A 22504-nucleotide genomic window follows, 5' to 3' on the forward strand; every position below is an offset into this window, starting at 1 on the left:
CCCCCACCCCCTGCCTCGGCCCGCTTCCCGGACACCCCACCCACCGCCTCCGCCCGGGAAACCGACCGCACCACACCGCCTGCCACCTCCGCCGGACAAACCGGCCGGTCCGCGCCGCCCGCGTCCTCCGGGTCCTCCGGGTCCTCCGGGTCCTCCGGGTCCTCCAGCCGGGAGGGTGGCGGCAGCACACCGTCCGTGGCTTCCGGGCGGCAGAGCGGCCGGTTCGCGTCCCCCGGCCGGGAGGGTGGCGGCAGCACACCGCCCGCGGCTTCCGGGTGGCAGGGCGGCCGGTCCGGGACGCCCGGGTCGGCCGGTCGTGAGGACCGCCGGACCGAATCGTTCGTGTCCCCGGGGCGGGAGAGCGGCGGTGTCGCACCGTCCGGGGCCTCCGGGTGGGAGAGCGGTCGGAGTGCGCCGCCCGCGTTTTTGGACCCGGTGGTCCGCCGGACCGAATCGCCGGCGACGCCCGAAGAGGATCGCCGAAACGAACGGCCGGCGTCTCCCGGAAGGGAGGGCGGTCGCGGTACGCAGTCCCGGCCGCCGTACGGGCCCGGGCTGTCGGCCCGGCGTCCGGAGTCCGCTTCGGAGTCGACCGCCTCGCTTCGTCCCGTCCGTGCCGCGGAGGAACCGGAGACGTCGTCGGACGGGCGGCGCGGTGCCGCCGGACCGGCGTCCGCCGGCGAGACGGCCCGAGGTTCCTCCGACATGCCCGGGGCCAAGCGGCCCGAGCGGCCGCGCAGTGACTTCCCGGCCTCCTTCGGTACGCCGGAGTCGGGGAGCGCCTGGAGCCCGCACATGCGGACGTTCCCGGTGCCGACGGCCCCGCCGCGCCCCGCGACGCCTCCGAAGACGACTCCGCCGCCCCGCCCGGCGAAGCCCCCCAAGCCGACCACCCCGCCGCCCCCGCCCCGGCCCACGGCACCCCCGGACCCCGGCGTCGCCCCGCCGTCCCGTGACAGCGCCTCCTCGCCGCACGACCCCGGCCCGTTGCCGGATCCCGCGATGTCCTGGGCCGCCGCCGCGGGAACTCCCGGCGGCAACCGGCCCGTTGTCACGTTCGGCGAGCCCGAGGGGTACGACGAGCGGGGCTGGGGGCGGTCGTTGGTCAGTCGGGTGGCGCCCCGAACCGCCGCTGCCGCCGCCTGCATGGTGCTCGGCCTGGGCCTCATCGGCGGTGCGGTGACCGGAAGCTGGATCATCGACGACGACGGTGACGTGGCGGCGGCGAGCAGCTTCAGCGCGGCCGCCGGCCTGTGGCACAACGTGCCCGTCGACGAACTCTTCCCGCCCACCGTGCTGGGCACCGGCGCCGGCCCCGGCGGAGCCGACCGCACCTGGACACGGATCGCCGTCGCCCCCGCCACCGGCTGTGCCGACGCCTTCGATCCGCTGCTGCGCAAGGCGCTCGGCCCCGTCGGCTGCCAGCGCCTGATCCGGGCCACCTACACCGACGCCACCCAGAGCTATGTGACCACCGTGGGGCTGCTGTTCACCAAGGCCGACCCGGCCGGGATGACCGCCCTCGCCAAGCGGTTCGAGGACGAGCACCTGGACCGCCGTACCGACCTGATGCCCCTCCCGTACGCCGCCAAGGGCACCGCCGCCGAGCGGTTCGGCCGGCACCAGCGCGCCTCCTGGACGATCTCCGTGCTCACCGACGCCCCGGTCGTCGCCTACGCCGTCTCCGGCTGGGCCGACGGCCGCAGCGTCGACACCCCGCAGTCCGCCGCCGACGCGGAGGCGTCCGGCGCCACCACGGCCGCGGCCCAGGCCGGCCTCGGCAACGAGGCCCAGGGCCTGGCTGACCGCATCGAGCGGCGACTGCGGCAGAACACCACAGGCCCGGCAACGGAGAAGCCCTCATGAAGCGCCGCGCAACCGGGGCCGCGGTGAGCCTGCTGCTCGCCGGCTCGCTCGCCCTCCTGCCGTCCACGACCGCCTACGCCGACGGCATCCGCGCCCAGCAGTGGGGCCTGTCCGCCCTGCACCTCGACGAGGCCTGGGGGACCACCAAGGGCAAGGGCGTCACCGTCGCCGTCCTGGACACCGGTGTCGAGGCCGACCACCCCGACCTGGTCGGCAACGTCCTCACCGCCAAGGACATGATCGGCTTCGGCGCCAAGCCCGGCGAGCGCACCTGGGCCCGGCACGGCACCGCCATGGCCGGCATCATCGCCGGTCACGGCCACGGGACCGGCAACGACGACGGCGTGATGGGCGTCGCCCCGGAAGCCAAGATCCTGCCGGTCCGGGTCATCCTCGAAGACGGCGACAGCGCCCGCGGCAAGGCCCGCTCCACCCGGGGCAACGCCCTCGCCGAGGGCATCCGCTGGGCCGCCGACCACGGCGCCGACGTCATCAACCTCTCCCTCGGCGACGACTCCGACTCCGCGCACCCCGAGCCCAGCGAGGACGAGGCCATCCAGTACGCCCTGAAGAAGGACGTCGTGGTCGTCGCCTCGGCCGGCAACGGCGGCGACAAGGGTGACCACATCTCCTACCCGGCCGCCTACCCGGGTGTCATCGCCGCCACCGCGGTGGACAAGTTCGGCACCCGCGCCGCCTTCTCCACCCGCCGCTGGTACGCGACGGTCAGCGCACCAGGCGTCGACATCGTCATCGCCGACCCGGACCACAAGTACTACGAGGGGTGGGGCACCAGCGCCGCCTCCGCCTTCGTGTCGGGCGCCGTCGCCCTGCTCAAGGCCGCCCATCCCGGCCTCACCCCGGCCCAGATCAAGAAGCTCCTGGAGGACACGGCCCGCGACGCCCCGTCCGGCGGCCGGGACGACTCACGGGGCTTCGGCATGATCGACCCGGCGGCGGCGATCAAGGACGCGGCCAGGCTGAGGACACAGAGCCTCACGTCGGCGTCGTACGGCAAGAAGTACTTCGGCCCGGGCCCGGACACGGAGAAGGAGACAACGAGCGCGACGGACTGGGCGGCCCCTCTGGCGGGCGGCGCGGGCGGTGTGCTCCTGGTGGCGGCGGGAGTGCTGTGGCGTAACCGCCGCCGGACGATTTGAAACGCCCCCAGGACAAGCGCCCTTTAGGGGCGCGGGGAACTGCGCGACCAGCCCCCACCGGTCCCGCACCCGCCCGCGAACCGTTGCACCCTCCCCCTACTGCGAAGCCAAAGCAGACGCAGACGAATCACCTTCTGCGAAGGACCCCACCGCCGCCTTCGCCGCCGCCTCCACCAGCGCAATCCCCTTCGCCTGGCTCACCGTCCCCTTGGACAGCACCGCGACCAGATAGTCGGTCCCGCCCACCGTCACCCGCCCGATGCTGTTGACATCCCACAGCCCGGTCGAACTCCGCGCCAGCCACCCGTTCTTCAGCGCGAACTCCGAACCGTCCGCGGCGGCCGAAACCCCCCACCGCTGGTCGGACTCGACCGTCTTCATCAGGCCCTGCAGATACGACCGCGAGGCCTCGCTCAGTTTCGAATCGTCCCCGAACACCTGCTGGAGCAGGGTGAGTTGATCCGCTGCCGTGGTCTGGGTCAGCCCCCACAGCGCCCCTTCGCCGCCTTCGGTGTCCGTCAGCCCGAAGCGCTTGTTCGCCGCGTCCAGGCCCGCCGCCTTGCCGATGATGTCCCACAGCTCCGACGCGGACGTGTTGTCGCTGTTCTCGATCATCTTCGTGGCGTACGCCTTCTCCGTCGCCGTCAGATGCCGCCCCGCGTCCTGCGCCTGGAGCAGCAGCGTCGCCAGGATGTCGACCTTGACGATGCTCGCGGTGTCGAACGCGGCCTCGCCGTAGGCCGCGCTGTCGCCGGAGTCCGGATCGAGGACGGCCGCCGACACCTTCGCCCCGGACGGCACGGTCACCGTCTCCATCGCCGTGCTCAGCAGCGCGTCCCGGTCCACGGCCGGCTCCGTCACGGGTTCCACCGATGCCTCCCCGCTCGCCGAGGCCGGTGAAGAGGAAGAAGAGGAAGAGGAAGGGGCAGAGGGCGTCGGCGACGCAGCCGAGGATACGGTGCCGCCGTCGCGGGCATGCGCCTTGACATACACGGTCCCCGCCGCGGTGACGCCGAGGACGGCGACCGTGGCGAGGGAGATGTAGAGAAGAGCCCGGCGCCGGGGCCGGGCACGGCGCCGGGCCCGCCGGGATCCTGGGGTGGCTCTGGGGGACTCCATGCCCGCGATGCTCGGGGCGGGGACTGTGCGATCCGTTTGCTGGACGTTAGAAGTAGGTCAGGGATATCTGAGAATCCCGTGAAAACCGTGTCGATCCGGTTTCAGGGGTCGCACAACCGCAGCAGCATCCCCCCGATAGGGTCGGGGACCGTGGTGAACAAGAACATTCCCGACTCCGGCTACTCCGCCGACGACGGCTCCGCCGACCCCCGGCTGGCCGCCGCGCTGGCCGCCTGGGCCGAGGACCGCACGGCGGTGGGGCCCGTCCTGGCGGCACTGAAGGGTGCCCGGCTGCTCGTCCCGGTGGTGGCCGTCCTCGGCGAGGTGGAGGAGGACGGGAACGGACTGCGCCGCGAGAAGACCAGCGACATGGCCGTGCCCACCCTGAAGGCCGGTCACCGCACCGCCCTGCCCGCCTTCACCTCCACCGAGTCGCTGGCCCGCTGGGACCCGGCGGCGCGGCCCGTCGCCGTACCCCTGCACCAGGCGCTCCAGGCCGCCGTGCACGAGAAGGCGGACACGGTGGTGCTGGACCTGGCGGGGCCGGTGCCGTTCGAACTGACCGGACCGGCGCTGCTCGCGCTCGCGGAGGGGCGGACGACGGTCGACCCGCTCGCCGACCCGGCCGTGATCGAGGCCGTCCGTACGGTGGTGGCCGCCGAGCCCGCCGTACGCCGTGCCCACCTCGGGCCGGGCCAGGCCGACGGCACCCTCGCGCTGGTCCTCGACCCGGCCGCACCGCCCGCCGAGACCGCCCAGGCCGTCGCCGGGCGGCTCGCCGCCGACGAGACACTGCGGGCCCGCCTGGTACGCGGCCTCGACCTGGCGCTGCTGCCGGCCGGGGCCGTGCCGCCGGGCGAGCCCTTGTACGTGCGGAACTGACGGCTAGCCGTAGACCGGGCCGGTGTACTTCTCGCCGGGGCCCTGGCCCGGTTCGTCGGGGACGGTGGAGGCCTCGCGGAAGGCCAGCTGGAGCGACTTCAGGCCGTCCCGCAGCGGGGCCGCGTGAAAGGAGCTGATCTCGGTCGCGGACGCGTCGAGCAGCCCGGCGAGGGCGGTGACCAGCTTGCGGGCCTCGTCCAGGTCCTTGTACTTGTCGCCCTCCCCTTCTTGTGGGGCCAGACCGAGCTTCACGGCGGCGGCGCTCATCAGGTTGACGGCGACCGTCACGATCACCTCGACCGCGGGGACCTCGGCGATGTCGCGGGTCATCTCGTCGAAGTCGGGCCGGCCGGCGTCACCGGTGCCAGGAAGGGGCGTTTCACTCATGACGCACACGATAGGCGCAGCGGGCGCGGGGCTCCGACCTGACCCCAGGACGCCCCAATTGGTCCTCTCTCTGCTTTGCTGCTAACCTTGTGTGACGACCGGCCGAACAGGTATGCCTCACGGCTCACCGACCCGGCCCACAAGTGGAGGCTTCGAACTCCCACCTGACCGCCCTGCTGGGCGGCGGGTCACCGGTCAGACGGTCGCTTCGCCGTTACGGCGACGGCGTTCCGTCCGATAGTGCGCCCCGCGATCCCCGCGGCGGTGCTCCGGTAGTTCGAGGAGCCCTGCCTGTGATCGTCCGGGGCATTTTTTGTGCTTCGGTGCGGTTAGGTCTCACGAGAAGAGACGTTACGCGGCTGTCCGCCAGACCGTCGCGTGGTGCTACCGAGGAGGATCCATCAGCACCGAGCCCCGCATCAACGACCGGATTCGCGTTCCCGAGGTGCGACTTGTCGGTCCCAGTGGCGAGCAGGTGGGCATCGTCCCCCTGGCCAAGGCACTGGAGCTTGCGCAGGAGTACGACCTCGACCTGGTCGAGGTGGCGGCGAGCGCACGCCCGCCGGTCTGCAAGCTCATGGACTACGGCAAGTTCAAGTACGAGTCGGCCATGAAGGCCCGTGAGGCGCGCAAGAACCAGGCGCACACGGTCATCAAGGAAATGAAGCTCCGGCCGAAGATCGACCCGCACGACTATGACACCAAGAAGGGTCACGTCGTACGGTTCCTCAAGCAGGGCGACAAGGTCAAGATCACGATCATGTTCCGTGGTCGCGAGCAGTCCCGGCCCGAGCTGGGCTACCGACTGCTGCAGCGTCTCGCGGAGGACGTCCAGGACCTCGGTTTCGTGGAGTCGAACCCGAAGCAGGACGGCCGAAACATGATCATGGTTCTCGGTCCGCACAAGAAGAAGACCGAGGCGATGGCCGAGGCCCGACAGGCGCAGGAAGCCCGCAAGGCCGAAGCGAAGGCCAACCCCGGCAAGTCGCAGAACGCTGCCGAGCTGGACGCCGACGCCGAGGTCGAGGCCGAGGCGCCCGCCGAGGAGCCTGCAGAGGCGTGATCCCGGGGCAACCGCCCCAGGTCAGCACCCAGGGGCGAAAGCCTCAGGATGTAACCGATACAAGAGCGACGTTCCACTGTGCCCGGTTTCGCGACCGGGCACCGGAGCGCCATCGACGAGGAGATAACGGCGCTATGCCGAAGAACAAGACGCACAGCGGTGCCAGCAAGCGCTTCAAGGTGACCGGCTCCGGCAAGGTCCTGCGTGAGCGCGCCGGCAAGCGCCACCTGCTCGAGCACAAGTCGTCCCGCGTGACCCGCCGCCTCACCGGCAACGCCGAGATGGCCCCCGGCGACACCGCGAAGATCAAGAAGCTTCTCGGCAAGTGACACGCGGGCGCCGGTCGGCGCCCTGAAGTCAGATCCGGGACCCAGTCGTTTCCGGGCCGCGTGAGTCCAACCGCGGCCCCGCTACAAGGAGTTAACAAGTGGCACGCGTCAAGCGGGCAGTCAACGCCCACAAGAAGCGCCGGGCGATCCTCGAGGCGGCCTCCGGCTACCGCGGTCAGCGTTCGCGCCTGTACCGCAAGGCCAAGGAGCAGGTCACCCACTCGCTGGTCTACAACTACAACGACCGCAAGAAGCGCAAGGGCGACTTCCGTCAGCTGTGGATCCAGCGCATCAACGCCGCTGCCCGCGCCAACGGCATCACCTACAACCGCTTCATCCAGGGTCTGAAGGCCGCGAACGTCGAGGTCGACCGCAAGATCCTGGCCGAGCTGGCGGTCAACGACGCCGGCGCGTTCGCCGCGCTCGTCGAGGTCGCGCAGAAGGCGCTGCCGGCGGACGTCAACGCGCCGAAGGCCGCGTGACGCTGACGCTGGCCTTGGCCGACGTGACTTGAGGACCCGCAGGCTGAATGGCTTGCGGGTCCTTTGTCGCCGTCGCGCGTTCTTCGTTCGGCTGCGGGCCGGTGGGGGCTGGTCGCGCCCACGCGGCGGAGCCGCACATCAATACAGCCCCGCGCCCCTTACGGGGCGCTTTCCGCCGCATTTCTTTGAAAGTGACCGATACATGCCCAGCCCTGAGCTGATCTCTTCGCGTTCCGCGCGTGTCGCCGCTGCTCGGCGGCTCGGCAAGCGGAATTTCCGGGGGAAGGACCGGCTGTTTCTCGCCGAGGGGCCGCAGGCTGTTCGGGAGGCGGCCGGGCACCGGGTCGGCGGGACGGCGACGCTCGTCGAGCTGTTCGCGACCGTCGAGGCCGCGGAGCGGTACGCCGACATCGTCGGGGCGGCCCGTGACGTCGGCGCCCGGACCCACCTCGCCTCCGAAGAGGTCATCGCCGACATCTCCACCACCGTCACCCCGCAGGGGCTGGTCGGTGTCTGCCGGTTCCTGGACACCCCGTTCGAGGACATCCTCGCCGCCCGCCCCAAGCTCGTCGCCGTCCTCGCCAACGTCCGCGACCCCGGCAACGCCGGGACGGTGCTGCGGTGTGCCGACGCCGCCGGTGCCGAGGCCGTCGTACTGACCGATGCCTCCGTCGACCTGTACAACCCCAAGGCCGTGCGCGCCTCCGTCGGGTCGCACTTCCATCTGCCCGTCGCCGTCGGCGTACCCGTGGAGCAGGCCGTCGCCGGGCTGAAGGGTGTGGGCGTGCGGATCCTCGCAGCCGACGGCGCCGGGACCGACGACCTCGACGACGAGCTCGACAAGGGCACCATGGGCGGACCCACCGCCTGGGTGTTCGGCAACGAGGCCTGGGGGCTCCCGGAGGAGACCCGCGCGCTGGCGGACGCCGTCGTGCGCGTTCCGATCCACGGGAAAGCCGAAAGCCTGAACCTCGCCACCGCCGCCGCCGTATGTCTCTACGCAACGGCCCGTGCACAGCGTGCCTCCGGAGGGTGCCGTTCCGTCACCGAGAGCTAGTAGGGTGACCAGCTCGGGGGCCTGCTGCGCCGTCTGAGAGGTGGAGTACGGGGATGAGTGTCGGCACCAGCAACGCGCCGCCGGGCGGCCGCGGTACCGGACGCGTACCCGCACCCCGGCACGGCGACCTCACCGGGCTCGGCATCGACCCCGACGACCTGCCCGACGGCCTGGTGGTCGCCGACGAGCGCGGCATCGTCGTCTGCTTCAACGCCGCCGCCGCCCGGATCACCGCCACCGCCCCCGCGGACGCCCTCGGACAGCGGCTGGAGAAGGCCCTGCCGTTAGAGGACCTGGAGGGCAGGCGCTGGTGGCAGCTCACCGATCCCTACGGCGGCCTCGCCATCCGGGTCGGCCAGCCGGAGCGGAACCTCCTGCTGCCCGGCGGCCGGGAGGTCCTGGTGTCCGCCACCTATGTGCGGGCCGAGCCCACCGGGCCCGTCCGCCGGGTCGTCGTGTCGCTGCGGGACACCGAGGCCCGCCGCCGTACCGAACGCAGTCACGCCGAGCTGATCGCCACCGTCGCCCACGAGCTGCGCTCCCCGCTGACCTCGGTGAAGGGGTTCACCGCCACCCTGCTCGCCAAATGGGAACGGTTCACCGACGACCAGAAGCGGCTGATGCTGGAGACGGTCGACGCGGACGCCGACCGGGTCACCCGGCTCATCGCCGAGCTGCTGGACATCTCCAGGATCGACAGCGGACGCCTTGAACTGCGCCGGCAGCCCGTCGACATAGGCGCGGCCGTCGGACGGCACATCCAGGCGTACGTCGCCGCCGGGCAGCCCGCCGACCGCTTCCTGCTCCGCATCGAGCAGCCGCTGCCCGCCCTGTGGGCCGATCCCGACAAGGTCGACCAGGTCCTCAGCAACCTCATCGAAAATGCGGTGCGGCACGGCGAGGGAACCGTCACCATTGACGTCACGCCCTCGGCGTCCCCCCGCGAAGGGGAGGACCTCGACAACACGGCCACCTCGGTCACGGTGAGCGACGAGGGGCCAGGCATCCCGGAGGAGTCCATGAACCGCGTCTTCACCCGCTTCTGGCGGGGCAGCAAACGCGGTGGCACAGGCCTCGGGCTGTACATCGTCAAGGGCATCGTCGAGGCCCACGGCGGCACCATCACCGTCGGACGCGCCGCGAGCGGCGGCGCCGAGTTCCGATTTACGTTGCCCGTGAGCGCACCGGCGTATCTCGCCTGAGGTCACAGACCGTCCGTGATCACGGAGACCGCCTGAGCCGCCCGCGGGCGCTTCGCATTCCTCCACCCCGTTAGACTCGGCCTTTGGCACCTTTGTGTCCTTCACACGGCCGACCAACGGTCTCGGGGACCACCGCCAGCCAATCGGAAGCACGGGAAGAGATGTCGGCACCCAATAAGTCGTACGACCCTGTCGAGGTCGAGGCGTTGAAACCGGAAGAGATCGAGCGCATGCGGGACGAGGCGCTCGCCGCCTTCGCCGCCGCGGACTCCCTCGACGCGCTCCAGGAGGCCAAGGTCGCCCACACCGGGGGCACCTCCCCGCTGGCGCTCGCCAACCGCGAGATCGGCGCCCTGCCCCCGCACGCCAAGGCCGCCGCAGGAAAGCTGGTCGGCCAGGCCCGCGGCGCCGTGAACAAGGCCCTCGCCGGCCGCCAGGAGGAACTGGAGGCCGAGCGTGACGCCCGGGTGCTGGTCGAGGAGGCGGTGGACGTCACGCTGCCCTACGACCGCGTCCCGGCCGGCGCCCGCCACCCGCTGACCACCCTGTCCGACCGCATCGAGGACATCTTCGTGGCCATGGGCTACGAGGTCGCCGAGGGCCCGCAGGTCGAGGCCGAGTGGTTCAACTTCGACGCCCTCAACATCGGTCCGGACCACCCGGCCCGCGGCGAGGCGGACACCTTCTTCGTGCAAGGCCCGGACGGCGGCACCGAGTCCGGTGTGGTGCTGCGCACCCACACCTCCCCGGTCCAGATCCGTTCCCTGCTCGACCGTGAGCTGCCGGTCTACGTGATCTGCCCCGGCCGCGTCTACCGCACCGACGAGCTGGACGCCACCCACACCCCGGTCTTCCACCAGGTCGAGCTGCTCGCCGTCGACGAGGGCCTGACCATGTCCGACCTCAAGGGCACTCTGGACCACATGGTCCAGTCGCTGTTCGGCGAGGGGATGAAGACCCGGCTGCGGCCGAACTTCTTCCCCTTCACCGAGCCCAGCGCCGAGATGGACATGCTGTGCTACGTCTGCAAGGGCGAGTCCGTCGGCAACCCCGACCGGCCCTGCCGTACCTGCTCCTCCGAGGGCTGGATCGAGCTGGGCGGCTGCGGCATGGTCAACCCGCGGGTGCTCACCGCCTGCGGCGTGGACCCGGAGAAGTACAGCGGCTTCGCCTTCGGGTTCGGCATCGAGCGGATGCTGATGTTCCGCCACAACGTCGAGGACATGCGAGACATGGTCGAGGGTGACGTCCGGTTCACCCGGCCGTTCGGGATGGAGATCTGATGCGGGTCCCGCTTTCCTGGCTGCGGGAGTACGTCGACCTGCCGGCCACCGAGACCGGCCGCGATGTGCAGGCCAAGCTGATTTCGGCCGGTCTGGAGGTGGAGACCGTCGAGCAGCTCGGCGACGGCCTCAAGGGCCCGCTGGTCGTCGGCCGGGTGCTCACCATCGAGGAGCTGGAGGGCTTCAAGAAGCCGATCCGCTTCTGCACCGTCGACGTCGGCACCGCCAACGGCACCGGTGAGCCGCAGGAGATCGTCTGCGGCGCCCGCAACTTCGCCGTCGGCGACAAGGTCGTCGTCGTCCTGCCGGGGGCCGTGCTTCCCGGCGACTTCGCGATCGCCGCCCGCACGACGTACGGCAAGACCTCCCACGGCATGATCTGCTCCAGCGACGAGCTGGGCATGGGCTCCGACGGCACTCACGGCATCATCGTGCTGCCGCCGGAGACCGAGGTCGGCAAGGACGCCATCGAGCTCCTCGAGCTGGTCGACGAGGTCCTGGACATCGCGGTCACCGCCAACCGCGGCGACTGCCTGTCCATCCGCGGCGTGGCCCGCGAGACCGCCATCGCCTACGGCCTGCCGCTGCGCGACCCGGCGCTGCTCGACGTGCCGGGCCCGAACGCCTTCGGCTACCCGGTCCAGGTCTCCGACCCGCTCGGCTGCGACCGCTTCACCGCGCGCACCGTCACCGGGCTGAGCCCCGAGGCCCGCTCGCCGATCTGGCTCCAGCGCCGGCTCCAGAAGGTCGGCATGCGCCCGATCTCGCTCGCCGTCGACGTCACCAACTACGTGATGATGGAGCTCGGCCAGCCGCTGCACGCCTACGACCGCAACCTGGTCCAGGGCACCATCGGGGTCCGCCGCGCGGCCGAGGGCGAGAAGATCGTCACCCTCGACGGCGTCGAGCGGAAGCTGCACGCCGAGGACCTGGTGATCACCGACGACCGCGGCCCGATCGGCCTCGCGGGCGTCATGGGCGGTGCCAACACCGAGATCGCCGACCACGAGGACGTGGACAACGCCACGACCGACGTGGTGATCGAGGCGGCCCACTTCGACGCCGTCGCGATCGCCCGCACGGCCCGCCGGCACAAGCTGTCCTCCGAGGCCTCCCGCCGCTTCGAGCGCGGGGTCGACCCGCAGGCCGCGGCCGCCGCCGCGCAGCGCACGGTCGACCTGCTGGTGCTGCTCGCCGGCGGCACCGCCGAGGCCGGCGTCACCGAGGCCATCGCGCCGTCCGCGCCGCACACCATCACGATCGCGGCGAACCACCCCGACAAGGTCGCGGGTGTCGAGTACGGCCGGGAGACCGTCGTCCGCCGCCTCCAGGAGGTCGGCTGCGACGTCTATGGAAATCCTGCCGCGTGGAACGCGTCGTTGGGTGGTGGTGGTCGGGCGACGGGCGGGCAGGACGAACTGCTCGTCACCGTGCCGTCCTGGCGGCCCGACCTGCTCGAACAGAACGACCTGGCCGAAGAGGTCATCCGTCTGGAGGGTTACGAGAACCTGCCCTCCACGCTGCCCAAGCCGCCGTCCGGCCGGGGCCTGACCCACCGGCAGCGGCTGCACCGCCGGGTGGGCCGCGCGCTGGCCGGGGCCGGCTATGTCGAGGCGCCGAACTACCCGTTCGTCGGCGAGCAGGTCTTCGACCAGCTCGGTCTGGCCGCCGACGACCCGGCCCGCCGTGTCGTCAGGCTGACGAACCCGCTCAACGACGAGGAGCCCGCGCTGCGCACCTCGCTGCTGCCGGGTCTGCTCGGTGCGCTGCGGCGCAATGACGGGCGGGGCGCGCACGACCTGGCGCTCTTCGAGACCGGCCTGGTCTTCCTCCCGCGCGAGGAGCAGGGCGTCGCCGGTCATCTGCCGGTCGACCGCCGTCCGACCGACGCGGAACTCGCCGCGCTGAACGCCGTGCTGCCCGAGCAGCCGCGCCATGTCGCCGTCGTCCTCGCGGGCGCCCGCGAGCAGGCCGGCTGGTGGGGCAAGGGCCGTCCGGCCGACTGGGCCGACGCCGTCGAGGCGGGGCGCGCGGTCGCCCGTGAGGCCGGCGCCGAGCTGATCGTGCGGTCCGGCCAGTACGGGCCGTGGCACCCCGGCCGGTGCGCCGAGCTGGTGGTCCTCGCCGACGGCATCGAGCGGGTCGTGGGCCACGCCGGTGAGCTGCACCCGCGTGTCCTCAAGGCGCTGGGGCTGCCCGCGCGTACCTCCGCGATGGAGCTGAACCTGGACGCGCTGGAGCGGGCCGGCGACGGTACGCCGCAGGCGCCGAGCATCTCGACGTTCCCGGTGGCCACGCAGGATGTCGCCCTCGTGGTGGACATGCCGGTACCGGCCGCCGAGGTCGAGGCCGCGCTGCGCGACGGCGCCGGTGAACTGCTCGAAGGCATCCGGCTGTTCGACGTGTACGAGAATGCTGCGCAGCTTGGCGAGGGGAAGAAGTCCCTGGCGTATGCGTTGCGGTTCCGGGCCGGTGACCGGACGCTGACCGTGGACGAGGCGTCGGCTGCTCGGGATGCGGCTGTCGCCCTCGCGGGGGAGCGTACGGGAGCGGTGCTGCGAGGCTAGTCGCCGTAGGGGGACTGTTGTCGGTCGGCTGCGCCTTCGTCGTGGCTGATCGCGCAGTTCCCCGCGCCCCTGACGGGGCGCTGCCCTTCGCGGCGTGAAACATGTGCTGCCACCTGCATAAATGCGGGTGTCCTGTTGATGGTCACTCATTTGGGTGAGATCCATCCCGGACATGGCCCTTTCGGGGCATGCCGTCGACAGAATCGGACCGGCCTTTCGGGGTCGGTCCGTCTGTTCTGTCAGGGCCTACTTGGGGGCCATCGGCATGATCCGCATCAAGGCTGGGGTTCCCCACAGAAGGCGGCCCCGGACCAGCTCTCGGCGCTCGCGCTGTGCGCTCACCCTGGGGTTGCCCACGGTGTGGGGGGCCGTCGCGGTCTCGTACAAATTCGGATGCCCGCTGGCCGAGCAGAACGGGCTCGGCGCGCGCATCGTCACCAGTGCCGTGTTCTTCGCGGTCGGCACCGGGCTGATACTCCATGTCCGGCGGGCCCTGCTCCGGGAGCTACGGCAGGCCCGCAAGGTCGCCGGCGCCGCGCAGAGCGTGCTGCTGCGGCCACTGCCGCCCCGTCTCGCCGGGCTGAACGTCGCCGCCGCCCAACTCTCCGCCGACCGGGGCGCCACCATCGGAGGCGACCTCTACGAGGCCGTCGCCACCGAGCACGGCGTACGGGTCGTGATGGGCGACGTACGCGGCCACGGACTGGCCGCCATCGGCACCGTCGCCGCCGTCCTCGGCAGTTTCCGCGAGGCCGCCCACGACGAGCCCGAACTGGGCCGTGTCCTCGGCCGGCTGGACCGCGCCCTGGCCAGACACCTACGAGAACGAGCCAGGGCGGAACACCCCGCCGGCGGCCTGGACCCGAACAATCCGGTCGCCGAGGAGTTCGTCACCGTACTCCTCTTGGAGATCACCGGCGACGGCGAAGTACATGCCCTCAACTGCGGCCATCCATGGCCGTATGTGGTGCACGGGGCGCGCGTGGACTCCCTGTCACGGGCCGATCCGCTGCCGCCTCTCGGCCCCTTCCCGCTCCCGTCGGACCTCGCCGCCACCCACTGCGGTCAGCTGCGCCCCGACGATTCCCTGGTCCTGTTCACGGACGGCGCGGAGGACGCGAGAGATGCCAGGGGCCACTTCTTCTCCCTGCCGCAGGCCCTGGCGGAAGCGGTACGGGATCGCCCGGTCTCCCCCCAGAGCATCCTGAGGACGGTCTTCACCGCCCTCCTCCACCACACGAGCGGCCGCCCCACCGACGACATCGCACTCCTGGTCCTGCGCAACGAGCGCCAGCACAGACTCACGTCGGGGGCGCGGGGTACCGCGCGACCAGCCGCATACGACCCGCAGCCGACGAACCACCTTCAGCGGCCCCTTCTCTAGCCGTTGGCCAAGCCGTCGGCCAAGCCGAGAGCCAAGCCGACGGCCAGGCCACCGCACTGTACGAGGGGGGAGCCGGCGGCCCGGCCGGCCTCTTGCGAGGCAGTTCAGTCAACCGGCCCGACACGCTCCGCGACACCGCGCGTACGCTGCGGATTCGCGCACTCCGTTCACACCCCGTGTGAACACCCACGCACTACGCTGACGGCACCAGGCCACTCGGGGGGCATCCATGCAGCCCAACTCTCTGCTCGACGCGATCCTGGACGAGGCGGGGATCTCGCACGCGGGTCTCGCCGCCCACGTCAACCAGGCGGGCCGCGCCCGTGGACTCTCGCTCCGCTACGAACACACCGCCGTGGCCCGCTGGTTGAAGGGCCAGCGGCCGCGCGGCCAGGTGCCCGACCTGATCTGCGAAGTACTCGCCGCCCGGCTGCACCGCACGGTCACCCTCGACGACATCGGCCTCGGTGTGCCCGGCGGGCCCAGTGTCCCGCACACCACCTCGCTCTCCGGGTTCGTCGAACGGGCCACCGCTCTGTGGCGTTCCGACGAGCAGCAGCGCCCGCACATACTCGGCGCCCCCGCCGTCACCGGCACACCCGCCGTGATGCCCGTGTGGGAGTGGGAGAACCCCCCTGAGGACGTGGACGTCTCGCGCGGCGGCCGGCACCGGGTCACCCCGGCCGACCTGGAGATGCTGCGGGCCGCCCGCGCCCACTACGAGCAGATGTACCGCAAGGCCGGCGGGATGGCGACCCGCACCCGGGTCGTCGGCTTCCTCAACGCCGAGGCGGCTCCGCTGCTGCGGGGCAGCTACACGGACGCCACGGGGCGTCAACTGCACCGGGCGACTGGCGGGTTGGTCGCCATCGTGGGGATCTGCGCCTACGACTCCGACGCCCACGGCCTCGCACAGCGTTACTTCCACCAGGCGCTGCGCCTGGCGAAGGCGAGCGGTGACCGGGGACTCGGCGCGTACGTCATCGCGCTCCTTGTCAACCAGGCCCTGTTCATGCGGGAGTTCCGGCAGGCCGTCGCGTTCGCGGAGGCCGCGCTGCGTGCCGCCGGCAAGCACATCACCCCCGCGCTCGCCTCCGACCTCTACGCGATGCAGTCCAAGGCGTACGCCCACCTCGGCGACGGCACGAGCGCGCTGTCCTGCATCCGGCGGGCGGAGGCGGCCGCCGAACGCATCCGGCGGGGCTACGAACCCGACGAGACCGGCTATGTCCAACCCGGCCTGGTCAATGTGCAGGTGGCCGAGGCACTGCTCAGCCTGGGCGAACTCGCCGCCGCCCGGGAGCATGCCGCGGCCGCCGTCGACAACCCCGCCCACGACCGGGGCCGGGTGCACCGGCTGGCCATGCTGAGCACCATCGAACTGCGTCAGGGAAACGCGGACAACGCGGTGGCCACGGCCGTGCAGATGGCCGAACAGGCCCGCGGAATGGAGTCCCAGCGACTGCGCGACAGACTCCGCGCGGTGCGCGAGCACCTGGTGCGCAGCGGTTCGGCCGGAACCGCCGAGGCCGCCGAGCTCATCGACAGCGCACTGCGCGTACCGCTGTAGACCGCACCCCCGTCGAGCGAGGCGCACTGTAGGCCTGAGGAGTCCCTGCTGCGATATTGCCACTTACTCGGCGGAAGGTGGCAGAACCGTGCAGTGGACGAAACTGAACGAACAAACTGTGTATGAAAACCGCTGGTTCAGCGTCAATCTCGCAGATGTCGAGCTGCCGGACGGTCGGCATCTCGACCACTTCCTGATACGGCTGCGGCCCGTGGCCGTGGCGACGGTGGTCAACGAGGCGGGTGAGGTCCTTCTCCTGTGGCGCCACCGTTTCATCACCGACAGCTGGGGGTGGGAACTCCCGGCCGGGGTGGTCGAGGACGGGGAGGACATCGCCGTCGCGGCCGCCAGGGAACTGGAGGAGGAGACCGGCTGGCGGCCGGGAACCCTGCACCACCTCATGACCGTGGAGCCGTCCAACGGCCTCACCGACGCCCGGCACCACATCTACTGGTCCGACGAGGGCGAGTACGTCGGACACCCCGTGGACGACTTCGAGTCGGACCGCCGGGAGTGGGTCTCCCTCAAGCTCGTCCCGGACATGATCGCCCGCGGGGAGGTCCCGGCCGCCAACATGGCGGCCGCGTTACTCCTGCTGCATCACATGCGCCTCACTGACGACTAGTGGGCCAGTGCCTGCCAGACGGTGACGACGAGGGCGCCCAGTGCGGTGAGCGCGGCGATCGAGGGCAGGGGCCAGCGGGCGTTCTCCAGCAGGGCGAGGCGGGTGTTCAGGTCGTCCAGTTCCTTGGCCGTCTCCTTGGTGCGGTGACTGAGCAGGTTCAGCCCGCCCTCGACCCGGGCGTAGGCCACATCGAGGCGGCGACGTAACTCTGCGAGTTCTCCTTGGACCACGGGATGCTCTGGTTCGGTGGCCACGAGTCCACTCCTTTGCGTAGTCGAAGATGTCGTTCCGCATCCCTTTGCATGCGCATGAAGAGTGAACTCGCCTGGTGAGCGCGTGGGGAGAGTGTGCGAAGGGCATATGCGAGCCCGGGGCGCACACGGTGTGTGAAACACGCGGGCCCGGCACCGATGCCGGTGCCGGGCCCGTGGAGCATCGCTCCCTGTAGTCAGCCGGGTGTGCTCAGCGTAGTCAGCCGGGTGTGCTCAGCCGTAGGTGTAGAAGCCCGAACCGGTCTTCCGGCCCAGCCGGCCCGCCTCGACCATGCGCTGGAGCAGCGGGGGAGCGGCGTACAGGGGCTCCTTGTACTCGGCGTACACGTTGTCAGTATGCGCGACTACCGCTCTCACCTGGGGCTTCATGGCCTGTTGTGGGCCTGCGGAGTGCCCAGGGACTTCTCAGGGACATTCGATTGTGGATCTTGAACGAACCACTCGTCCATGGCGGCGAGGCCCCGCTTGCCCGCCCCGGGCATGAAGTGAGCGTAGTGCGTCAGTGTGGTCTGCGGCGAAGCATGCCCGAGCCACTGCGACACGCTCACGACCGACTCGCCGGCCTCAAGCTGTGTACTCGCGTATGTGTGCCGGAGGACGTGGAACATGTCCTCCCTGGAGAGTTCGTAGATGGGGTACCGACGGCTGCGGTCTCCGTAGGTCCTGACTTTCTCGCCGACCTTCTTCAGGACGCCGGCCGTTGCGAGTGCGGGCCGCCAGCTCAGCCTGTTCCACATCGAGTAGTTGATGCGATTGCCCTGCGAGGTGATCAGGACCAGACGGACGCTGACTGGTTTGCGCTGTCGCGCTTCCAACTCGGTCGTCGGCGGTTCAGGGTTGCGCCACGGGAGCGTGCAGGCGACCGAAGGAAAGCGGCGCAGGTGGTCCCGGACACGCTTGGCGAGGTTGGGGGAGAGGGGAACGTCTCGCGTTTTGCCGCCCTTGGGCAGGCAGAAGTACGGCCGTCCCTTGGAGTCCCACCGCAGCTGTCGGCGAACGTGTACGACGCCGGCATCGAAGTCCAAATCCTCCTCGCCGAGGCCGAACGCCTCGCCTTGGCGCAGACCGAGGCCGACACCGAGGTCCACCGCGATACGGTATCGATCCTGGAGGCACGCCCGGACGGCCTCCACGGTCGGCCTGGCCCATGCCTTGGCCTTCCTCTTCGCGGGCTTGGGCGCCTTGACAGTCCGGCGGGTCTTGCAGGGGTTCTTGACCAGGCGGCCGTCGTCGACGGCGGCTTCGAGGATCGTGGAAAGGTGGATCCAGATCACCTGGGCCGTGGACGCCTCGACCCGTGTCAGCAGTTGGGTCTTCCAGAGGCGCAGCACAGCAGCGTCGATGTCCCGGAGCGCGGTTGTACCCAGGAACGGGATGATGTGGTTCCAGATCTTGCTGCGCATGGGGGCGGCGGTCGACGGTTCGTCCGATCGGCTGGGCCACCAGTGCTTCTCGATGTACTGGGCGAGGGGGATCGCCCCGTCGCGGGGGTCGACGAATTCGCCACGCGTGGTGTCGGTCTGCGCCTTGGCGAGCCACTGCTTCGCGTCTTCGCTCGTGTCGAACGAGCGGTCCCGGACGCCCAGGATGCCCTTCACTCGATAGCGCTTGCCCTGGCCCCACAGGGCAGTTCGCTCCCGCTTTCCGGTGTCCTTGTTGGGCTTCTTCTTGAGCCAGCGGTCTTCTATGTACCCCGCCAAGGGAACGTTCTCCTATGAACTCAGTTGGGTATGGTCGTACGGCATGGTGGGAAATTGGGTGCCGGGACTTCGAAAGATCGACGCACTGCCTTCGGGCTCGTGGACAGCCTTCAAGGGGTGCGTACGGCGCGCTTCATCGGCTTCTGGGTGAGAGGATTGAGAGCAGCGTTGGAACGTGAATCCGCCTGCTCCTGCGCTATGACCCACTCATTCAGCGCCGAGATCCTGTACATGACGCGGTGGCCCATACGGAAGCTCGGCGGACCCTGCCGCCGGTGACGCCAGACATACAGGGTGTTCGGTGAAATGCCAAGGTATTCTGCCGCCTTGTTCAGGTTCAAGAACGCGGCTTCATGCGTGGATGCGATCTGGTCGTGCATGTCCGGTCTCCAGGGTGAGAAAGTTGATGCACTCACGATCCGGAGAGGTCTGGCATTGGTGAAACCGGGAAATTGTGATAGCGCGCATTTTGGCTGCATCAGGGGTGCTGAGGTGCGACTGTTGATTTCAGGCTTGGTAGTCCATGGCGCTGGATCCCCCCTCGTTGAGCTGCGGTTTTGCCAGCACTCGTACGTTGGCATGGTGTTCGCGCGGGTCTCAAGTCATGGTCGTCTGCCGTAGGCGAACTGCCGTGAGCGTCAGTGACGGGTGAAACCGGGTAGGGCGTTCGCTCGGGAGTCAGAGCCTTCTTCAAACCTGTGTATCCATGGTGCATGACTTCGCCCTGACGTCCTGTGTCGCTTGCCGAACAGAACCCGGCGTACAGCCCGACTCGTCTGCCGCCACCTGCGGCTTTGCCTTGGAAATGGCCTCTGGCCTGCGTCGGAGGCCCTTTCTGATCTTTCGGTGCCTTGCCGCGTTAGGCGGCGAAAAGTCCCTCGGAAGTCCCTCAGGCAGCGCTGAAAGTCCCTGAAAAGTCCCTGGAGCGGAGGGGTGTCGTGTGAGGGCTCAGGACATAGTTGACGTGATGCTCTCAGGACACTCTTGACATTTTCTGATGGCACTTCAGATGCTTCGGGTGTGACTCAGGAGGCGGAAAGCCCGCAGCAGGGCGACTGGATGGTCGAGCAGAGGTACCGGGCGGTGCTGGAGGTACTCGACGGTTCGCCGATCACCGAGGTCGCCCAGCGGTACGGGGTCTCCCGGCAGTCGGTCTACACGTGGAAGGCGAAGTACGCCGCGGGTGGCTTCGAAGGTCTGAGGGAGTCATCCCGTCGGCCGCGGACGAGTCCGAACAGGCTGCCGGCCGAGGTGGAGGCCCTGGTCTGCGAGATGCGCCGGTCCCATCCGCGCTGGGGAGCCCGGCGGATCGCCTACGAGATCAAGCGGACTGGAACTGAGCCCGCTCCGTCGCGGGCCACCGTTCACCGGGTCCTGACCCGCAACGGTCTGGTGCGAGCGCAGGAGCAACAGCACCGGCGCAAGTACAAGCGGTGGCAGCGCGAGACGCCGATGCACCTGTGGCAGCTCGACCTGGTCGGCGGGATCTACCTCGCCGACGGGCGTGAATGCAAGATGCTCACCGGGATCGACGACCATTCGCGTTTCATCGTGGTCGCCGAGGTACTCGCGGTGCCCTCCGGGAGGGCGGTGGCCGACGCGTTCGTGCGAGCCATGCAGGTCCACGGAGTCCCGGCCGAGGTGCTCACGGACAACGGAAAACAGTTCACCGGCCGCTACACCCGGCCAAGACCCGCAGAGGTGCTGTTCGAGCGGGTCTGCCGGGAGAACGGGATCGGCGCGAAGCTCACCAAGCCGTACTCACCGACCACCACCGGCAAGATCGAACGCTGGCACCGGACCCTGCGCAGAGAACTGCTCGACGACTGCGGGCCGTTCGCATCACTTGCCGCAGCCCAGGCCGCCGTCAACGAATGGGTTCACACCTACAACCACCTCCGCCCGCATCAAGCCCTCGACATGGCCACACCGGCCAGCCTGTTCCGCCCCAACCCGCAGCCAGAACCGGTCAAGGTCGTGCCCGCCCAGCGGTCCGAGGCTGTTTCCGGCCCCGCCAAGCCGGCACCGCCGGCACTGATCCTGGAGCCGTCGGCTGGCGCGGTCGAGTTCGACACCGTGCTCCCCGCCAGCGGACAGGTCAGCATCATCCCCTCCGTCCAGCGCATCCGCCTCGGCGCCGGGCGGGCGGGCCTGCGAGCCCGCATCTGGGCCGACGAGAACACCGTCCACGTCCTGGTGAACGGCGAGGTGGTGAAGACCGTGGCGTCCAACCTCGACGCCGAACACCTGCACCAGCTCAAGCTCCGCGGCGCCCGTCCGGCAGGACCACCACCCGCTCCTCCGGCCGTCGACCGCGTGGGCGACCTCCCCTCACACCAGGCGCTCGAAGTCGAACGCACCGTGGACCCGAACGGCTGGATCAACCTGGCCGGGCAGCGGGTGAAGATCGGCTCCGAGCTCGCCAACCGGCGGATCACCGTGCGACTCGACGGGCACCTACTCCACGCGGTGCACGACGGGCTGCTGGCCAAGACCCTGCCCTCGCCGTTCACGGCCGGAGAGCGCCCGCGGCTCGTCGGCGCCCGAGTTGCCGCGACGCAGCTTCCGCCGGCCCCGGCCGCCGTCAGCGTCGAGCGCAAGGTCCCTACCGACGGCGTCGTGATGGTGGCCCGCCAACGCCTGCGCGTCGGTCGCACCTACGCAGGCCGGATCGTCACCATCTATGTCGAGGACACGCACTTCCGCGTCACCTACGAAGGCGCTGAGATCTCACTCCACGCCCGCAAGGACCAGCACCCGGTGACCCGCTGGAAGGCCAAGATCCACGCGCCGAAACTCTGAGCACACCAATACGACGTGTCCTACGTTGATCGGCATGAGCACGTCCAGACGGGCCTACCGTTATGTCGGGCCTCACCATGTGATCGCCGCCGTCCAGTCGGCGGACAGCGCTGTAGCGATCCGCACAGCTGCCGACTTCGCGGACTGGGCAACGGCCCAGACCACCGAGGACCTGGACGAGCCGTTCACCTTCGTCATCGGCACGGACGGTGTCCTGCGGCTGGCCCCACGCCGCAGCGAACACGTCTCCTGCGCGAGCGGCGGCCGGGTGCTGAGCGCCGGCGAAATCAGCTTCTCCACCGAGGCCGGACGCTGGGCGGTGAACGAGGTCAGTAACCAGTCGACCGGCTATTGCCCGGACGTCACCTCGTGGCCGGCTGTGGCACAGGCGCTGGATCAAGCCGACCTCGACCACCCGGACTACTTCACCCACGCCGTGGTCTTCCGACGGTGTCCCACCTGCCAGGAACACAACATCGTGCGAGAGGGCCACTTCGTCTGCGTCTTCTGCAACGCAGACCTGCCCCAGCGATGGAACGTCGATCCGAACCTCGGAAACACAGACGGGCCCTGACCTCGTCCACCACAGCACAGACAGCCACCAACTCCCGACCAGCTTCGCGCTTCAGCTGCCCGGCCATGTCTAGTAAGTCTTGAGCCTGTCAAGGATCTGGTGAGTCAGAAGTATCAACTCAGTCCTGAGACCTCACACGACAAGGGGTGGGCGAGGCCCCTAACCTCGCGCTTTCGCGAG

General features: G+C 70.1%; 20 protein-coding genes and 1 pseudogene. 15 read left to right on the forward strand and 6 right to left on the reverse strand.

The genetic code is table 11. The annotated features are described in order from the left end of the window. The first annotated feature begins 705 nt into the window (after positions 1-705). Positions 706-1866 (forward strand): hypothetical protein, encoded by a 1161-nt coding sequence (locus AB0D59_RS33320; RefSeq protein WP_362573555.1) that lies wholly within the window; start codon positions 706-708, stop codon positions 1864-1866. Beyond that, on the forward strand, positions 1863-3026 hold the full coding sequence (mycP, locus tag AB0D59_RS33325) for a type VII secretion-associated serine protease mycosin (protein ID WP_362573558.1): 1164 nt from the start codon (positions 1863-1865) through the stop codon (positions 3024-3026). Before AB0D59_RS33320 ends, mycP begins: the two co-directional genes overlap by 4 nt. Positions 3027-3122: 96 nt before the next feature. Here the strand turns inward: mycP and AB0D59_RS33330 are convergent, their stop codons facing one another. After that, positions 3123-4145: a serine hydrolase gene (locus tag AB0D59_RS33330; RefSeq protein WP_362573561.1), complete on the reverse strand. Its 1023-nt coding sequence runs from the start codon at positions 4143-4145 to the stop codon at positions 3123-3125. A gap of 150 nt (positions 4146-4295) precedes the next feature. Between AB0D59_RS33330 and AB0D59_RS33335 the strand changes: the two genes are divergently transcribed. Continuing rightward, entirely contained in the window at positions 4296-5027 is a 732-nt protein-coding gene (locus AB0D59_RS33335) for an SseB family protein (RefSeq protein ID WP_362573564.1), read from the forward strand. A 3-nt stretch (positions 5028-5030) separates the two neighbouring features. On the opposite strand, the gene AB0D59_RS33340 is transcribed toward AB0D59_RS33335, so the two are convergent. Further along, complete coding sequence (locus AB0D59_RS33340; RefSeq protein WP_362573566.1) at positions 5031-5414, reverse strand: DUF1844 domain-containing protein; 384 nt, start codon at positions 5412-5414, stop codon at positions 5031-5033. Positions 5415-5814: 400 nt separating this feature from the next. Here AB0D59_RS33340 and infC point away from each other — a divergent pair, with 400 nt between their 5' ends. The 10 genes from infC to AB0D59_RS33390 all read left to right on the forward strand — a co-directional run bounded on the left by infC (position 5815) and on the right by AB0D59_RS33390 (position 16976). After that, positions 5815-6477, forward strand: a complete 663-nt coding sequence (gene infC, locus AB0D59_RS33345) for a translation initiation factor IF-3 (protein WP_362573916.1) — start codon at positions 5815-5817, stop codon at positions 6475-6477. A 134-nt stretch (positions 6478-6611) separates the two neighbouring features. Continuing rightward, on the forward strand, positions 6612-6806 hold the full coding sequence (rpmI, locus tag AB0D59_RS33350; protein ID WP_046726698.1) for a 50S ribosomal protein L35: 195 nt from the start codon (positions 6612-6614) through the stop codon (positions 6804-6806). A gap of 98 nt (positions 6807-6904) precedes the next feature. Next, a complete protein-coding gene (gene rplT / locus AB0D59_RS33355; protein WP_018549117.1) occupies positions 6905-7288 on the forward strand; it encodes a 50S ribosomal protein L20 in 384 nt (127 codons plus the stop codon). Between the two features lie 202 nt (positions 7289-7490). After that, positions 7491-8345 carry an RNA methyltransferase gene (locus tag AB0D59_RS33360; protein WP_362573570.1) on the forward strand — a complete coding sequence of 285 codons (855 nt, stop codon included), beginning with the start codon at positions 7491-7493 and terminating at the stop codon, positions 8343-8345. Between the two features lie 53 nt (positions 8346-8398). After that, complete coding sequence (locus AB0D59_RS33365; RefSeq protein ID WP_362573573.1) at positions 8399-9547, forward strand: ATP-binding protein; 1149 nt, start codon at positions 8399-8401, stop codon at positions 9545-9547. A gap of 161 nt (positions 9548-9708) precedes the next feature. Beyond that, complete coding sequence (gene pheS, locus AB0D59_RS33370) at positions 9709-10830, forward strand: phenylalanine--tRNA ligase subunit alpha (RefSeq protein ID WP_362573575.1); 1122 nt, start codon at positions 9709-9711, stop codon at positions 10828-10830. Next, the gene (gene pheT / locus AB0D59_RS33375) at positions 10830-13397 is read left to right on the forward strand and encodes a phenylalanine--tRNA ligase subunit beta (protein ID WP_362573578.1); all 2568 of its coding nucleotides are present in this window, start codon (positions 10830-10832) and stop codon (positions 13395-13397) included. The genes pheS and pheT overlap by 1 nt, the downstream gene beginning before the upstream one ends. Before the next feature lie 265 nt (positions 13398-13662). Next, positions 13663-14781, forward strand: a complete 1119-nt coding sequence (locus AB0D59_RS33380; RefSeq protein ID WP_362573581.1) for a PP2C family protein-serine/threonine phosphatase — start codon at positions 13663-13665, stop codon at positions 14779-14781. A gap of 229 nt (positions 14782-15010) precedes the next feature. Next, positions 15011-16351: a transcriptional regulator gene (locus tag AB0D59_RS33385; RefSeq protein ID WP_362573583.1), complete on the forward strand. Its 1341-nt coding sequence runs from the start codon at positions 15011-15013 to the stop codon at positions 16349-16351. A gap of 88 nt (positions 16352-16439) precedes the next feature. Further along, positions 16440-16976, forward strand: coding sequence for an NUDIX hydrolase (locus AB0D59_RS33390; protein WP_362573586.1), 537 nt, complete (start codon positions 16440-16442; stop codon positions 16974-16976). On the opposite strand, the gene AB0D59_RS33395 is transcribed toward AB0D59_RS33390, so the two are convergent. The 4 genes and pseudogenes from AB0D59_RS33395 to AB0D59_RS33410 form a co-directional block, all read right to left on the reverse strand. After that, positions 16973-17230 (reverse strand): hypothetical protein, encoded by a 258-nt coding sequence (locus tag AB0D59_RS33395; protein ID WP_351700458.1) that lies wholly within the window; start codon positions 17228-17230, stop codon positions 16973-16975. The genes AB0D59_RS33390 and AB0D59_RS33395 overlap by 4 nt on opposite strands. Positions 17231-17461: 231 nt before the next feature. Further along, a pseudogene (locus AB0D59_RS33400) lies at positions 17462-17581 on the reverse strand (3-hydroxyacyl-CoA dehydrogenase family protein); the annotation flags it as partial. Between the two features lie 32 nt (positions 17582-17613). Next, positions 17614-18948: a site-specific integrase gene (locus AB0D59_RS33405; RefSeq protein WP_362573588.1), complete on the reverse strand. Its 1335-nt coding sequence runs from the start codon at positions 18946-18948 to the stop codon at positions 17614-17616. Positions 18949-19058: 110 nt separating this feature from the next. Then, positions 19059-19328 (reverse strand): helix-turn-helix domain-containing protein, encoded by a 270-nt coding sequence (locus AB0D59_RS33410; protein ID WP_362573589.1) that lies wholly within the window; start codon positions 19326-19328, stop codon positions 19059-19061. A 679-nt stretch (positions 19329-20007) separates the two neighbouring features. Here AB0D59_RS33410 and AB0D59_RS33415 point away from each other — a divergent pair. Both AB0D59_RS33415 and AB0D59_RS33420 read left to right on the forward strand, forming a co-directional pair. Further along, the gene (locus tag AB0D59_RS33415; RefSeq protein WP_362573919.1) at positions 20008-21750 is read left to right on the forward strand and encodes an IS481 family transposase; all 1743 of its coding nucleotides are present in this window, start codon (positions 20008-20010) and stop codon (positions 21748-21750) included. 34 nt (positions 21751-21784) lie between these two features. Further along, positions 21785-22324, forward strand: a complete 540-nt coding sequence (locus tag AB0D59_RS33420) for a hypothetical protein (RefSeq protein ID WP_362573592.1) — start codon at positions 21785-21787, stop codon at positions 22322-22324. Positions 22325-22504 lie beyond the last annotated feature (180 nt).

The organism is Streptomyces sp. NPDC048417, assembly GCF_040651615.1.
Lineage (GTDB): Bacteria > Actinomycetota > Actinomycetes > Streptomycetales > Streptomycetaceae > Streptomyces.

Coding starts and splice junctions, on each gene's coding strand:
- rpmI (WP_046726698.1), top strand. CDS start 6,612: ATGCCGAAGAACAAGACGCACAGCGGTGCCAGCAAGCGCTTCAAGGTG.
- AB0D59_RS33420 (WP_362573592.1), top strand. CDS start 21,785: ATGAGCACGTCCAGACGGGCCTACCGTTATGTCGGGCCTCACCATGTG.
- AB0D59_RS33330 (WP_362573561.1), bottom strand. CDS start 4,145: ATGGAGTCCCCCAGAGCCACCCCAGGATCCCGGCGGGCCCGGCGCCGT.
- AB0D59_RS33340 (WP_362573566.1), bottom strand. CDS start 5,414: ATGAGTGAAACGCCCCTTCCTGGCACCGGTGACGCCGGCCGGCCCGAC.
- AB0D59_RS33380 (WP_362573581.1), top strand. CDS start 13,663: ATGATCCGCATCAAGGCTGGGGTTCCCCACAGAAGGCGGCCCCGGACC.
- pheT (WP_362573578.1), top strand. CDS start 10,830: ATGCGGGTCCCGCTTTCCTGGCTGCGGGAGTACGTCGACCTGCCGGCC.
- AB0D59_RS33410 (WP_362573589.1), bottom strand. CDS start 19,328: ATGCACGACCAGATCGCATCCACGCATGAAGCCGCGTTCTTGAACCTG.
- AB0D59_RS33365 (WP_362573573.1), top strand. CDS start 8,399: ATGAGTGTCGGCACCAGCAACGCGCCGCCGGGCGGCCGCGGTACCGGA.
- AB0D59_RS33320 (WP_362573555.1), top strand. CDS start 706: ATGCCCGGGGCCAAGCGGCCCGAGCGGCCGCGCAGTGACTTCCCGGCC.
- pheS (WP_362573575.1), top strand. CDS start 9,709: ATGTCGGCACCCAATAAGTCGTACGACCCTGTCGAGGTCGAGGCGTTG.
- AB0D59_RS33360 (WP_362573570.1), top strand. CDS start 7,491: ATGCCCAGCCCTGAGCTGATCTCTTCGCGTTCCGCGCGTGTCGCCGCT.
- AB0D59_RS33385 (WP_362573583.1), top strand. CDS start 15,011: ATGCAGCCCAACTCTCTGCTCGACGCGATCCTGGACGAGGCGGGGATC.
- mycP (WP_362573558.1), top strand. CDS start 1,863: ATGAAGCGCCGCGCAACCGGGGCCGCGGTGAGCCTGCTGCTCGCCGGC.
- AB0D59_RS33415 (WP_362573919.1), top strand. CDS start 20,008: ATGGTCGAGCAGAGGTACCGGGCGGTGCTGGAGGTACTCGACGGTTCG.